Raw genomic sequence first — 14095 nt, 5'->3', positions numbered from 1 at the left:
CGAAGCCGGACAGCACAACCGGTCGCCGAGCCAGACAGGCCGACGTCCGCTCCAGGGAAGGACCCTTCGTGAGCGACACCACCGATCTGATGGGCGCACGTGTCGAGGAGACCGCTGCCGCGCCCGCCACGGACGCCTCCGCGCCTGCCACCGGTGCCGGCTCCCGGCGGCGCCGCGGTACCGGCCTCGAGGGCATGGTGCTGGCCGAGCTGCAGCAGGTCGCATCCGGCCTCGGCATCAGGGGCACCGCGCGCATGCGCAAGAGCCAGCTGATCGAGGTCATCAAGGAGGCGCAGGCGGGCGGGGGAGCCCCGGCGAAGACCGCCGAGGCCGCCACCGAGACCAAGCCGAAGCGCCGCGCCACCTCCAAGGCGCGCACCGGCGAGGAGGCCCCCGCCGAGAAGGCCGAGAAGAAGGCCGAGGCGCCCGCCGAGAAGGCCGTGGCCCAGCAGCAGATCGAGATTCCCGGCCAGCCGGCCGGGGGCACCGCCCGCGCGAGCGAAGCCGAGCGTGGGGGAGAAGACGCGTCCACGGAGCGCCGTCGTCGCCGGGCCACCGCCGAGGCCGGCAGCCCCGAGACCGTGGCCGCCGAGGCCAAGAGCGAGCCGAAGGCCGAGACGCCCGCGCAGCAGCAGGGCGAGGCCAAGGGCGACGCCGGCGAGGGCGGCGAGGGCCGCCGTCGCGACCGCCGCGAGCGCGGCCGGGACCGCGACCGTGACCGCGACCGCGACCGCCGGGGCAAGGGCGACGACCAGCAGCAGAGCCAGGGCCAGGGCCAGCAGCAGCGTCAGCAGCAGGGCGGCGGCCAGGGGCAGAGCGACGACGACTTCGAGGGCGGCCGTCGTGGCCGTCGCGGCCGCTACCGCGACCGCCGGGGCCGTCGTGGTCGTGACGAGATGGGCAGCGAGCCGCAGATCGCCGAGGACGACGTCCTGATCCCGGTCGCGGGCATCCTGGACATCCTCGACAACTACGCCTTCATCCGTACGTCCGGCTACCTGCCCGGCCCGAACGACGTGTACGTCTCCCTCGCCCAGGTCCGCAAGAACGGCCTGCGCAAGGGCGACCACATCACCGGCGCGGTCCGCCAGCCGAAGGAAGGCGAGCGCCGCGAGAAGTTCAACGCCCTCGTCCGGCTGGACTCCGTCAACGGCATGGCGCCCGAACACGGCCGTGGCCGCCCGGAGTTCAACAAGCTGACGCCGCTGTACCCGCAGGACCGCCTCCGTCTGGAGACGGACCCCGGCGTCCTCACCACCCGCATCATCGACTTGGTCTCGCCGATCGGTAAGGGCCAGCGCGGTCTGATCGTGGCCCCGCCGAAGACCGGTAAGACCATGATCATGCAGGCGATCGCCAACGCGATCACGCACAACAACCCCGAGTGCCACCTGATGGTCGTCCTCGTCGACGAGCGTCCGGAAGAGGTCACCGACATGCAGCGGTCGGTCAAGGGCGAGGTCATCTCCTCGACCTTCGACCGCCCGGCCGAGGACCACACCACGGTCGCCGAGCTCGCCATCGAGCGAGCCAAGCGTCTGGTGGAGCTGGGCCACGACGTGGTCGTCCTGCTCGACTCGATCACCCGTCTGGGCCGTGCGTACAACCTCGCCGCCCCGGCCTCCGGCCGCATCCTGTCCGGCGGTGTCGACTCCACGGCCCTCTACCCGCCGAAGCGCTTCTTCGGTGCCGCGCGGAACATCGAGGACGGCGGCTCGCTGACCATCCTCGCCACCGCGCTGGTGGACACCGGGTCCCGCATGGACGAGGTGATCTTCGAGGAGTTCAAGGGCACCGGCAACATGGAGCTCAAGCTCGACCGGAAGCTCGCCGACAAGCGCATCTTCCCGGCGGTGGACGTGGACGCGTCCGGCACCCGTAAGGAGGAGATCCTGCTCGGTGCCGAGGAGCTGGGCATCGTCTGGAAGTTGCGCCGGGTGCTGCACGCGCTGGACCAGCAGCAGGCGATCGAGCTGCTGCTCGACAAGATGAAGCAGACGAAGTCGAACGTCGAGTTCCTGATGCAGATCCAGAAGACGACGCCCACCCCGGGCAACGGCGACTAGTCAGCCGTACGTCCCTCGAAGGCCGGTCCTCGTCACGTCAGTGACGAGGACCGGCCTTTCGGCGCTGAGGGGAAGGGGTGATCAGTTCACCCCCTTCTCACTCATGCACCCCTGGGGGGACATCTCTTGTTCACGACCACGTCCGGCGGCGGTCGGCACAGACGCCGGATACGTATCGCCCTGCCCGTCTCCGCGGCAGGTGTCGCCGTCGCTGTCGCAGCCGCGCTGCTGACCACCTCCGCCGAGGCGGCGACGCCGCTGCCGCAGCCCTCCGTCAGGCCCGCCACCATCTCCCCGTCGGCCGCCGAGCTGGAGCGGCGGGTCGTCACCGCGGTCGCCGGGGACTACACGGCTGGGCAGACGCCGGCGAAGTCGTCGTACAGCGCCGGGACCACCGAACCGGGCATCGACGCGAAAATCATCGGCGGGACCACCACGACCATCACCTCCGCGCCGTGGATGGCCCAGCTCTGGTACGGCGACGACAAGGGCACCGCCGACACCGCCGACGACGTCGGCTTCTTCTGCGGCGGAGCGGTCGTCGCGCCGACCAAGATTCTCACCGCCGCGCACTGCGTCGCCGGATACGACTGGTACCGCCACGGCTCGGTGATCACCGGCACCGCGCAGCTCCCGTCCGTCGACGACCAGGGCTACATCACCGACCTGCACGGCGGCACCATCAGTGGCGTCTGGCGGCAGTGGCACCACTCCTCGTACCGCTCGTCGACCATCGACGCGGACGTCGCGGTCCTCACCCTGCCGAACGCGGTCAAGGCGACGCCGATCCGCATGACGACAGCCGGGGACACCGCCTCGTACGCCGCCGGGACCAGCGCCAAGGTGTACGGCTGGGGCCGGACCAGCTCCACCCACGACAACATCTCCGAGACGCTGAAGACGGCCACACTGCCCGTCCAGTCGGACAGCACCTGCGCCGCCGCCTACGGCTCCCACTTCATCAAGGGCCACATGGTCTGCGCGGGCTACCCCGCCACCGGCAGCGACAGCGGCACCACCACCGCCTGCAACGGCGACTCCGGCGGCCCGCTGGTGGTCAACAACCGGATCGTCGGCATCGTCTCCTGGGGCGTGGAGGACTGCGTCGCCCAGGGTGCCTACAGCGTCTTCACCAAGGTGACCACGTACGTCGGGGCCGCCTACCCACGTGTGGACGACACCAACTTCGACGGTGACCACCGGGCCGACCTGTGGCTGCGCAGCGCCTCCACGGACACCGGCTACTCCCGGTACTCCCGGGGCACCTCGTTCGTGGCCGGTGAGAACTGGGGCAGCTGGGCCGGCATGGACTCCGTCGTGCAGGCCGACCTCGACCGGGACGGCTACCAGGACCTCATCTACCGGCGCAGCAGCGACGGCGACGTCTTCTGGGCGCACTACGTGGTGTCGAGCAACTCCTGGGTCACCCGGCGGATCGCCGACAACTGGAAGACCCGCACCCGGATCCTGGTCCCGGGTGACGTCACCGGCGACTACCTGCCCGACCTGCTGTCGGTCGACTCGGCCGGCAAGCTGTGGATCTACCCCGGCAAGGGCAACGGCACGTTCGCGACACGCGTGCAGTTCGGCAGCGGATGGAACCAGTACAACTCGCTGAAGGGCCACGGCGACTTCACCGGCGACGGCCGGACCGACCTCATCGCCCGCAACGCGAGCAACGGCTACGTCTATCTGTACAAGGGCACGGGCAAGGCCACCGGGGCGTTCTCCGGCCGGATCAAGGTGACGACCTGGAGCACCTCGACGTACAACGCGCTCAACGTGGTCGGCGACGTCAGCGGCGACGGCCGCGCCGACCTCCTGGCCCGCACGCCCGGCGGCACCCTCTACCTCTACCGGGGCACCGGGAACGCCACGGGTGCGTTCTTCACCACACGGATCTCGGCCGGGACGTACTTCAAGGGGTACGACATCCTCGCCTGAAACCGCAGGTGAGCCGGGAGACAACCGGCCCGCCACAGCAACGCACCGTGCCCACCCGAGCCCCGGGTGGGCACAGTGCGTCATGCAACCCTGTCCCGAGTTTCCCCGTCTGACCGGACAGAGCGACGATGGTCTGGTGCATGCCCATTCCTGATCGCAGGGGGTCACTGAGCCGACGAGAGCTGAGGAGCACATGCCTGCCGACAGCACGCCGGGGCCCGGCATACCGGGCGAGCCCGGCACGAAGGGCCCGCGCCGCCGGGCCAAGGGCCGCCGCCGCAAGCCCCGGGCCAACGGCCACAGGGGGCTGCTGATCACGGCCTGGACCGCGGCGGGCATCGTCGTCCTGGGCGGCACCGGCGTCGGGTACGTGTACTTCAAGCTCAACGGCAACATCAAAAGCGTCGACATCGACCACGCCCTGGGCACCGACCGGCCCGGCAAGGCCGACAACGGCTCCGAGAACATCCTGGTCCTGGGCTCGGACACCCGCTCCGGCAGCAACCAGGAGCTGGGCGGCGGCGCCGACGACGGCAGTGCCCGCTCGGACACGGCGATGATCGTGCACGTCTACGAGGGCCGGAAGAAGGCCAGCGTGGTCTCCATCCCGCGCGACACCCTGATCGACCGCCCCGAGTGCACGGACCCGAACGGCACCGCGCACGACGCGGCCTCCGACGTGATGTTCAACTCCGCGTACACCACCGGTGGCGCCGCGTGTGCCGTGAAGACCGTGGAGTCCCTCACCGGCATCCGGATGGACCACTACCTGGAGGTCGACTTCGTCGGCTTCCAGAAGCTCATCGACGAGCTCGGCGGCGTCGAGATCACCACCACCGAGGACATCGACGACCCCGACAGCCACCTGAACCTCAAGGCGGGCACGCACACGCTCACCGGCAAGCAGGCCCTCGGCCTGGTCCGCACCCGGCACGGCGTGGGCGACGGCTCCGACCTCGGCCGCATCCAGCTCCAGCAGGCCTTCATCAAGGCGCTCGTCGAGCAGGTCAAGGACATCGGCGTCTTCACCAACCCCAAGAAGCTGTACGACCTCGCCGACACCGCCACCAACGCGGTCACGACCGACTCCTCCCTCGGCTCGGTGGACGCCCTGATGTCCTTCGCGAGCGGCCTCAAGGGCATCAGCGCGGCAAAGATGAACATGGTCACGATGCCGGTCCAGTACGACCCGGCCGACCCCAACCGAGTCCTCCTCGCAGAGGCGAAGGCCCAGCAGGTCTGGACGGCCCTCAAGAACGACAAGCCCATCCCCAGGTCGGCGACCGAAGGAACAGCAACGGGTACGGCGAACGGCGTGGTCAGTGCCGGTTGAGGGGCGCGGGGAACCGCGCGAGAAACCCACGACGGCGGACAGGGAATAGACCACAGCAACCCCCGGTTTTGGGGGATGGCCCCAGTCCTGGCAGACTGGTACGTCGGCTCCGGTTCACGCCCGACGCATCCCGCGGCAGGCGACCCGGCGCCCTCCCGAAACCTAGGAGACACCTTGAAGCGCGACATCCACCCCGCGTACGTCGAGACGCAGGTCAGCTGCACCTGCGGCGCGTCGTTCACCACCCGCAGCACCATCGAGTCCGGCGCCATCCGGGCCGAGGTCTGCTCCGAGTGCCACCCGTTCTACACGGGCAAGCAGAAGATCCTCGACACCGGTGGCCGTGTGGCCCGCTTCGAGGCCCGCTTCGGCAAGGCTGCCGGCTCCAAGAAGTAGCGAGCCCGATTTCGCCGGTCCACGGTCACGCCCCTGCTGCGGGCGTGCCGGGACCGGCGTTTTTGGTCACCCGCCCACTTCACCCCGTACGTATCAACAGGAGCCAGAGATGTTCGAGGCCGTCGAGGAGCTCGTCGTCGAGCACGCCGACCTGGAGAAGAAGCTCGCCGACCCGTCGGTCCACGCCGACCAGGCGAACGCGCGCAAGCTGAACAAGCGCTACGCCGAGCTGACCCCGATCGTCGCCACGTACCGCTCCTGGAAGCAGTCCGGCGACGACATCGAGACGGCCCGCGAACTGGGCGCCGACGACCCGGAGTTCGCCGCCGAGGTCAAGGAGCTGGAGCAGCACCGCGAGGAGCTGACGGAGAAGCTCCGCCTGCTGCTGGTCCCGCGCGACCCCAGCGACGACAAGGACGTGATCCTGGAGATCAAGGCGGGCGCAGGCGGCGACGAGTCGGCGCTGTTCGCCGGCGACCTGCTGCGCATGTATCTGCGCTACGCCGAGCGGATCGGCTGGAAGACCGAGATCATCGACGCCACCGAGTCCGAGCTGGGCGGTTACAAGGACGTCCAGGTCGCGGTGAAGGCGCGTGGGCAGATCGAGCCCGGGCAGGGCGTGTGGGCCCGGATGAAGTACGAGGGCGGTGTGCACCGCGTGCAGCGCGTGCCGGCCACCGAGTCCCAGGGCCGGATCCACACCTCCGCGGCCGGTGTCCTCGTCACTCCCGAGGCCGAGGAGGTCGACGTCGAGATCAACCCGAACGACCTGCGCATCGACGTCTACCGGTCCTCCGGGCCCGGCGGCCAGTCCGTCAACACCACCGACTCCGCCGTGCGCATCACGCACATTCCGACCGGAGTCGTCGCCTCCTGCCAGAACGAGAAGAGCCAGCTGCAGAACAAGGAGCAGGCACTGCGTATCCTGCGCTCCAGGCTGCTCGCCATGGCGCAGGAGGAGGCGGAGAGGGAGGCCGCCGACGCCCGCCGCAGCCAGGTCCGTACCGTCGACCGCTCCGAGAAGATCCGTACGTACAACTTCCCGGAGAATCGCATCTCGGACCACCGTGTCGGCTTCAAGGCGTACAACCTCGACCAGGTCCTGGACGGCGACCTCGACGCGGTGATCCAGGCCTGCGTCGACGCGGACTCGGCCGCCAAGCTCGCAGCCGCGTAAGGCACTTATCAGTACGACGGAGGACGAGCGTGCAGCCATCTTTTGGGGGGCGACCCCCAGGCCCCCGCAGTCTGCTGCTCGCGGAGGTGGCCCAGGCCACCCAGCGGCTGGCCGACGCCGGCGTGCCCTCGCCGCGCACCGACGCGGAGGAGCTCGCCGCGTTCGTGCACGGCGTGAAGCGGGGCGAGTTGCACTCCGTGAAGGACTCCGACTTCGACGCCCGCTACTGGGAGGTCGTCGCGCGCCGTGAGCAGCGCGAGCCGCTCCAGCACATCACCGGGCGGGCGTTCTTCCGGTACCTGGAACTCCAGGTCGGTCCGGGCGTGTTCGTGCCGCGCCCGGAGACGGAGTCCGTGGTCGGCTGGGCCATAGACGCCGTGCGCGCCATGGACGTGGTCGAGCCGCTGATCGTCGACCTGTGCACCGGCTCCGGCGCCATCGCGCTCGCCCTCGCCCAGGAGGTGCCGCGCTCCCGCGTGCACGCCGTGGAGCTGTCCGAAGAGGCGCTGCGGTGGACCCGTAAGAACGTCGAGGGGTCGCGGGTCGACCTGCGGCAGGGGGACGCCCTGACCGCGTTCCCCGACCTCGACGGTCAGGTCGACCTGGTGATCTCCAACCCGCCGTACATCCCGCTCACCGAGTGGGAGTACGTCGCTCCCGAGGCCCGGGACTACGACCCCGAGCTGGCGCTGTTCTCCGGCGAGGACGGCCTCGACCTCATCCGGGGCCTGGAACGCACCGCGCACCGGCTGCTGCGCCCCGGCGGCGTCGTCGTCATCGAGCACGCCGACACCCAGGGCGGCCAGGTGCCGTGGATCTTCACCGAGGAACGGGGCTGGGCCGACGCGGCCGACCACCCCGACCTCAACAACCGCCCGCGCTTCGCCACCGCCCGTAAGGCGCTGCCGTGAGCACCCACCAGACTTCACACCCGCAGTACGTGTACGAGGAGGCCCGCTGAAATGGCACGGCGATACGACACCAACGACGCCACCGACCGCGTGACCGGTCTGCGTGAGGCCGCGTCCGCCGTCCGCCGTGGCGAGCTGGTGGTCCTCCCCACCGACACCGTGTACGGCATCGGCGCCGACGCGTTCTCCGCGGAGGCCGTCTCCGACCTGCTTCAGGCCAAGGGGCGCGGCCGCAACATGCCGACGCCCGTCCTCATCGGCTCCCCGAACACCCTGCACGGCCTGGTCACCGACTTCTCCGAGCTGGCCTGGGAGCTGGTCGACGCGTTCTGGCCGGGCGCGCTGACGCTGGTCGCCAAGCACCAGCCGTCGCTGCAGTGGGACCTGGGCGACACCCGGGGCACGGTTGCCGTGCGCATGCCACTGCACCCGGTCGCCATCGAGCTGCTCACCGAGGTCGGCCCCATGGCCGTCTCCTCGGCGAACCTCACCGGGCACCCGGCGCCGGAGGACTGCGACGCCGCCCAGCAGATGCTCGGCGACTCCGTCTCCGTCTACCTCGACGGCGGCCCCACCCCCGGCAACGTGCCGTCCTCCATCGTCGACGTCACCGGCCCGGTGCCCGTCCTGCTGCGGGAGGGCGCCCTCTCGCCGGACGAGCTGCGCAAGGTCGTACCCGACCTTGAGGTGGCCAATTGACAGCCCCTGACGCGGGGCGTGGCATAGGCAACGGGGAACGTGCGGCGGAGATCACGACGACCTTCGTGGGGCTTCCGCGCGACAGCTTCCGCATCCTCCACGTCAGCACCGGAAACGTGTGCCGCTCGCCCATCACCGAGCGGCTGACCCGGCATTTCGTGTCGCAGCGGCTCGGTGTCCTGGGCGGCGGGCTGATCGTGGAGAGCGCCGGCACCTGGGGCCACGAGGGCGCGCCCATGGAGGCCAACGCCGAGACGGTGCTGGCCGACTTCGGCGCGGACGCCTCCGGCTTCGTGGGGCGGGAGCTGCTCGACGAGCATGTGATCCGTGCCGACCTGGTGCTCACCGCCACCCGTGACCACCGCGCCCAGGTGATCTCGATGGGCCACTCGGCGGGGCTGCGCACCTTCACGCTGAAGGAGTTCACTCGGCTGGTGAAGGCCATCGACCCGGCGACCCTGCCTCCGCTGGAGGACGGCGTGGTCGCGCGCGCCCGCGCACTGGTGCGGGCCGCCGCCGCACTGCGGGGCTGGCTGCTGGCACCCACCGCCGAGGCGGACGAGGTGTACGACCCGTACGGGGCTCCGCTGACCTTCTTCCGCTCGGTCGGCGACGAGATACACCAGGCGCTGGATCCCGTGGTGACGGCGTTGACGGGAGTGGCGGCGCGGACCTGAGTCCCGCCCGCCCCACGACAGCGGGCGCCCCCGACCACCCCGGCCTACATTGGACCTACGTCCCCAGTCGACGCCCGGAGTCCACGATGGCGGTCACCCATGCCCAAGAGGCCGATCTCCTGCGGCGGCAGGATCCCGCGCTCGCCGAGATCCTGCTCGGGGAGCTGGACCGGCAGTCGACCACGTTGCAGCTGATCGCCGCCGAGAACTTCGCCTCGCCGGCCGTGCTGGCCGCCCTCGGCTCGCCGCTCGCCAACAAGTACGCGGAGGGCTATCCGGGGTCCCGCTACCACGGCGGCTGCGAGATAGTCGACGTCGCCGAGCGGCTCGCCGTACAGCGCGCCACCACGCTGTTCGGCGCCCAGCACGCCAACGTCCAGTCCCACTCGGGCAGTTCGGCCGTCCTCGCCGCCTACGCCGCGCTGCTGCGGCCCGGCGACACGGTCCTCGCCCTCGGCCTGCCGTACGGCGGTCACCTCACCCACGGCTCGCCCGCCAACTTCTCCGGCCGCTGGTTCGACTTCGTGAGCTACGGCGTCGACGAGGAGACCGGCCTCATCGCCTACGACCAGGTCCGCACCCTCGCCCGCACGCACCGCCCCAAGGCGATCGTGTGCGGCTCGATCGCCTACCCACGGCACATCGATTACGCCTACTTCCGCGAGGTCGCCGACGAGGTGGGCGCCTACCTCATCGCCGACGCGGCCCACCCCATCGGGCTCGTCGCCGGGGGAGCGGCACCGAATCCGGTGCCGTACGCCGATGTGGTGTGCGCCACCACGCACAAGGTGCTGCGGGGGCCGCGTGGCGGCATGATCCTGTGCGGCGCGGAGCTCGCCGAACGGGTCGACCGGGCCGTCTTCCCCTTCACCCAGGGCGGCGCCCAGATGCACACCATCGCCGCCAAGGCCGTCGCCTTCGGCGAGGCGGCAACACCGGCCTTCCAGGAGTACGCCCATCAGGTGGTCGCCAACGCCCGCTTCCTGGCCGCCGCACTCGCCGCCGAGGGCCTCGCCATCACCACCGGCGGCACGGACACCCACCTCATCACCGCCGATACGGCCCCGCTCGGCGTCGACGGCCGCGCCGCCCGCGGCCGGCTCGCCGCCGCCGGGATGATCCTCGACTGCTGCGCCCTGCCGCACGGCGACGCCCGTGGCCTGCGCCTGGGCACCGCGGCCGTCACCACACAGGGGATGGGGGAGGGCGAGATGGCCCGGATCGCCAAGCTGCTCGCGGGGGTGCTGCGGGACCAGGCCGACAGCAAGCTGGTGCGGGAGGAAGTGCGGGACATGGCCCGTGCGTTTCCGCCGTATCCGCCGCCGTATCAGCCGTGAGCGGGGGTATCCGGGAATCCGTACACAGCCACACGTGCAACCATCGTCGCTACCCGGAAGTCCCCAACCATATGCGTCCCTCGCTAGGGTGTGGGGCTGAGATGGCCAGCGAGACCTGTGGGGAAGCCCGTGCGTGAATACCTGCTGACGCTCTGCATCACGGCCGCGGTGACGTACCTGCTGACAGGGCCGGTACGGAAGTTCGCGATCGTGGCCGGAGCGATGCCGGAGATCCGGGCACGTGACGTGCACCGGGAACCCACTCCACGGCTCGGCGGGATCGCGATGTTCTTCGGCCTGTGCGCGGGCCTGCTGGTCGCCGACCACCTCACCAACCTCAGCGAGGTCTTCGAGAAGTCCAACGAGCCGCGCGCGCTGCTCTCCGGGGCGGCGCTGATCTGGCTCATCGGCGTGCTGGACGACAAGTTCGAGATCGACGCCCTGATCAAGCTGGGCGGCCAGATGATCGCCGCCGGCGTGATGGTGATGCAGGGTCTGACGATCCTGTGGCTGCCGGTGCCGGGCGTCGGCACGGTCGCGCTGACCCAGTGGCAGGGCACCCTGCTCACCGTCGCCCTGGTCGTCATCACCATCAACGCGGTCAACTTCGTCGACGGGCTGGACGGTCTGGCGGCGGGCATGGTGTGCATCGCGTCGGCCGCGTTCTTCATGTACGCCTACCGGATCTGGTACTCGTACGGCATCGAGGCGGCCGCCCCGGCCACCCTCTTCGCGGCCGTGCTGATGGGCATGTGCCTGGGCTTCCTGCCACACAACATGCACCCGGCGCGCATCTTCATGGGCGACTCCGGCTCGATGCTGATCGGCCTGGTGCTGGCGGCGGGCGCGATCTCGGTGACCGGGCAGGTCGACCCGGACGTGATGAAGCTGTTCTCCGGCTCCGAGCGCAACGCCGTGCACCAGATGGTGCCGGTCTACATCCCGCTGCTGATGCCGCTCACCATCATCGCCATCCCGGCGGCGGACCTGATCCTCGCGATCGTGCGCCGCACCTGGCGCGGTCAGTCGCCGTTCGCCGCCGACCGGGGGCACCTGCACCATCGGCTGCTGGAGATCGGCCACTCGCACAGCCGGGCCGTGCTGATCATGTACTTCTGGTCGGCGCTGATCGCCTTCGGCGCGCTCGCCTACTCGGTGAACTCGGCGTCCATGTGGATCGTGCTGAGCGTGGTGCTGCTCAGCGCCATCGGCCTGATCCTGCTGCTGCTGCCCCGCTTCACCCCGCGCGCCCCGCTGTGGGCCGAGCACTTCGTGCCGCCGCGCTACCGCCGGCGCCGGGTCGTCATGCCGCCCGCGTCCGAGGTCCCGGCCGAGGCACTCGCCGAGGAGGAGGACGAGCGCACTCCGGTCGCCGTCGGGGTCTCCGGAGTCAACGGAGCGACCGCCGTCGGCCCCCGCTCGCGCTTCACAAGGTAAGAATCTGACTAAAGCATTGCCAAGCCGTGGGGGAACGAACGCCCCAATACCAGACAACTCGGCTCGGTTTCTGCACAAACGCGCACCGTCACTCTCATGTGTGACAGTGCGCACACCCCCAGGTAAAGACCTCATCAAATAGTTTGTGATACGGTTCACGAGAACCCCCCGGATAGAGCCGAAGGGCCGCGGTGCGACGGTCCACCGGCATGAGGTTCTCTCTCAGCCCGGGACTACGCTCGTCCATGACGACACCCTGCCCCCTGTGAAAGCGGAGTTGCCGCCATGCCGTCCAATGACGCCCGGAACCTTCTGCAGACAGCTGTGCCCGCAGCCGCAGTCGGTGTGGTCACGGTCGCTGTCAGTGGTGCGGTGGCCGGCGGCAAGGGCGCGCTCGGCGCGGCCGTCGGCACGGTACTGGCCATCCTCTTCATGGGAATCGGCCTCTTCGTTCTGCAGTGGACGGCAAAAACGCTCCCGCAGCTCTTCCAGGCCATGGGGCTGATGCTCTACGTCGCCCAGCTCCTGCTGCTCCTGATCTTCGTCGCCCTCTTCAAGGACACCTCTCTCTTCAATCCGAAGACGTTCGCCATCGGCCTCGTCGTCGCGACCGTCGTCTGGATGGCCGCGCAGGCTCGTGCGCACATGAAGGCCAAGATCTTCTACGTCGATCCGGACGCCGTGAAGAGCGAGAAGCCCGAGAAGACAGGGCCGTCGTCGTGAGGGGTAGGGGCGCGATAAAGGCCAGTAAGAACTCCTGCTATCGTCCGGTGCCAACTGCGGCATCGCGGGCGCGGACATCTGAGCTGACGCCTGCTCGATCGCGAGGCTTGATGTCCCCCAGCCGCCCCCACATCCGTAACACCAGTCCGGTGCCGAACCGCGGCTTCGTGCCGCGCCGACACAACGAGGTTGCCGTACCCATGCGTCACGCCGAAGGAGCCCGTGGTGAGTGCTGACCAGACCCAGCTCGCCTTTGACTGGAGTTGTCGGATCATGTCCGACAACGGGTGTGGCTTCCCGGCTCCGGGTCTGCACTCGTTCCTCTTCCAGCCGATCGCCACGGTCGGGGGGTTCGAGTTCAACAAGGTGATGCTGCTCGCGCTCATCACCACCGTGCTCGTCATCGGTTTCTTCTGGGCGGCCTTCGGCAAGGCGAAGGTGGTGCCGGGCAAGCTCCAGATGATCGGCGAGGCCGGCTACGACTTCGTGCGCCGCGGCATCGTCTACGAGACCCTCGGCAAGCGGGAGGGTGAGAAGTACGTCCCGCTCATGGTCTCGCTGTTCTTCTTCATCTGGATCATGAACATCTGGTCCGTGATCCCGCTGGCCCAGTTCCCGGTGTCGTCGATCATCGCGTACCCGATCGTGCTGGCCGCCATCGTCTACATCGTGTGGATGGCGCTGACCTTCAAGCGGCACGGCTTCGTGGGCGGATTCAAGAACCTCACCGGTTACGACAAGTCGCTCGGCGCGGTGCTGCCGCTCGTCGTGATCATCGAGTTCTTCTCGAACGTCCTGGTCCGGCCGTTCACCCACGCGGTGCGACTGTTCGCCAACATGTTCGCCGGTCACCTGATGCTGGTGATGTTCACCGTCGCCTCCTGGTACCTGCTGAACAGCTGGATGATCCCGGCGGCCGGTGTCTCCTTCGTCATGACCGTGGCGATGATCCTCTTCGAGCTTTTCGTGCAGGCGGTCCAGGCGTACGTCTTCGTGCTCCTTGCCTGCTCGTACATCCAGGGCGCTCTCGCCGAGCACCACTGAGCCCCTACCGCCCGCAAGCCCCAGAACGTCCGGTGGTCAACCCCCGCCGGTCCATGAAAGAGAAGGAAGAATCAGCATGGCTGCCACTGAGACCCTCGCCGCTGTCACCGGTTCGCTCGGCTCCATCGGCTACGGCCTCGCCGCCATCGGCCCCGGCATCGGCGTCGGCATCATCTTCGGCAACGGCACCCAGGCCCTGGCCCGCCAGCCCGAGGCGGCCGGTCTGATCCGCGCCAACCAGATCCTGGGCTTCGCCTTCTGTGAGGCGCTCGCCCTGATCGGCATTGTTATGCCGTTCGTGTTCGGTCGGTAATCACCCACTCACCGACACGTTTCGACGAAAGGCACTGA

General features: G+C 69.4%; 13 protein-coding genes. All 13 read left to right on the top strand.

What is annotated here, in order from left to right:
• Window positions 1-68: 68 nt before the first annotated feature.
• The 13 genes from rho to atpE all read left to right on the top strand — a co-directional run bounded on the left by rho (window position 69) and on the right by atpE (window position 14057).
• Window positions 69-2066, top strand: coding sequence for a transcription termination factor Rho (gene rho, locus I2W78_RS11760; protein ID WP_196459311.1), 1998 nt, complete (start codon window positions 69-71; stop codon window positions 2064-2066).
• A gap of 126 nt (window positions 2067-2192) precedes the next feature.
• On the top strand, window positions 2193-4010 hold the full coding sequence (locus I2W78_RS11755; RefSeq protein ID WP_230885412.1) for a trypsin-like serine protease: 1818 nt from the start codon (window positions 2193-2195) through the stop codon (window positions 4008-4010).
• 193 nt (window positions 4011-4203) lie between these two features.
• On the top strand, window positions 4204-5343 hold the full coding sequence (locus tag I2W78_RS11750; protein WP_196459310.1) for an LCP family protein: 1140 nt from the start codon (window positions 4204-4206) through the stop codon (window positions 5341-5343).
• Between the two features lie 174 nt (window positions 5344-5517).
• On the top strand, window positions 5518-5739 hold the full coding sequence (gene rpmE, locus I2W78_RS11745; protein ID WP_196459309.1) for a 50S ribosomal protein L31: 222 nt from the start codon (window positions 5518-5520) through the stop codon (window positions 5737-5739).
• 109 nt (window positions 5740-5848) lie between these two features.
• Complete coding sequence (gene prfA / locus I2W78_RS11740) at window positions 5849-6916, top strand: peptide chain release factor 1 (protein WP_196459307.1); 1068 nt, start codon at window positions 5849-5851, stop codon at window positions 6914-6916.
• A gap of 71 nt (window positions 6917-6987) precedes the next feature.
• Window positions 6988-7827 (top strand): peptide chain release factor N(5)-glutamine methyltransferase, encoded by an 840-nt coding sequence (gene prmC, locus I2W78_RS11735; protein WP_196464512.1) that lies wholly within the window; start codon window positions 6988-6990, stop codon window positions 7825-7827.
• 51 nt (window positions 7828-7878) lie between these two features.
• Entirely contained in the window at window positions 7879-8526 is a 648-nt protein-coding gene (locus I2W78_RS11730) for an L-threonylcarbamoyladenylate synthase (RefSeq protein ID WP_196459305.1), read from the top strand.
• Window positions 8523-9203 (top strand): arsenate reductase/protein-tyrosine-phosphatase family protein, encoded by a 681-nt coding sequence (locus tag I2W78_RS11725; RefSeq protein ID WP_196459303.1) that lies wholly within the window; start codon window positions 8523-8525, stop codon window positions 9201-9203. Before I2W78_RS11730 ends, I2W78_RS11725 begins: the two co-directional genes overlap by 4 nt.
• Before the next feature lie 86 nt (window positions 9204-9289).
• Window positions 9290-10540 (top strand): serine hydroxymethyltransferase, encoded by a 1251-nt coding sequence (glyA, locus tag I2W78_RS11720; protein WP_196459301.1) that lies wholly within the window; start codon window positions 9290-9292, stop codon window positions 10538-10540.
• Between the two features lie 129 nt (window positions 10541-10669).
• Complete coding sequence (locus I2W78_RS11715; RefSeq protein ID WP_196459299.1) at window positions 10670-11977, top strand: MraY family glycosyltransferase; 1308 nt, start codon at window positions 10670-10672, stop codon at window positions 11975-11977.
• A gap of 285 nt (window positions 11978-12262) precedes the next feature.
• Complete coding sequence (locus I2W78_RS11710) at window positions 12263-12700, top strand: hypothetical protein (protein ID WP_196459297.1); 438 nt, start codon at window positions 12263-12265, stop codon at window positions 12698-12700.
• A 273-nt stretch (window positions 12701-12973) separates the two neighbouring features.
• On the top strand, window positions 12974-13744 hold the full coding sequence (gene atpB, locus I2W78_RS11705; protein ID WP_196464511.1) for a F0F1 ATP synthase subunit A: 771 nt from the start codon (window positions 12974-12976) through the stop codon (window positions 13742-13744).
• 76 nt (window positions 13745-13820) lie between these two features.
• Entirely contained in the window at window positions 13821-14057 is a 237-nt protein-coding gene (atpE, locus tag I2W78_RS11700; protein WP_171118085.1) for an ATP synthase F0 subunit C, read from the top strand.
• The last annotated feature ends 38 nt before the right edge of the window (window positions 14058-14095 follow it).

This window comes from Streptomyces spinoverrucosus, assembly GCF_015712165.1.
GTDB classification, from domain to species: domain Bacteria; phylum Actinomycetota; class Actinomycetes; order Streptomycetales; family Streptomycetaceae; genus Streptomyces; species Streptomyces spinoverrucosus_A.
The sequence above is the reverse complement of the archived record's forward strand: the minus strand, read 5'-3'. Positions and strand labels throughout refer to the sequence as shown.

Excerpts from the sequence above, each read along its gene's own strand:
- prfA (WP_196459307.1), top strand. The coding sequence starts at position 5,849 with ATGTTCGAGGCCGTCGAGGAGCTCGTCGTCGAGCACGCCGACCTGGAG.
- atpE (WP_171118085.1), top strand. The coding sequence starts at position 13,821 with ATGGCTGCCACTGAGACCCTCGCCGCTGTCACCGGTTCGCTCGGCTCC.
- glyA (WP_196459301.1), top strand. The coding sequence starts at position 9,290 with ATGGCGGTCACCCATGCCCAAGAGGCCGATCTCCTGCGGCGGCAGGAT.
- atpB (WP_196464511.1), top strand. The coding sequence starts at position 12,974 with ATGTCCGACAACGGGTGTGGCTTCCCGGCTCCGGGTCTGCACTCGTTC.
- I2W78_RS11750 (WP_196459310.1), top strand. The coding sequence starts at position 4,204 with ATGCCTGCCGACAGCACGCCGGGGCCCGGCATACCGGGCGAGCCCGGC.
- I2W78_RS11730 (WP_196459305.1), top strand. The coding sequence starts at position 7,879 with ATGGCACGGCGATACGACACCAACGACGCCACCGACCGCGTGACCGGT.
- I2W78_RS11710 (WP_196459297.1), top strand. The coding sequence starts at position 12,263 with ATGCCGTCCAATGACGCCCGGAACCTTCTGCAGACAGCTGTGCCCGCA.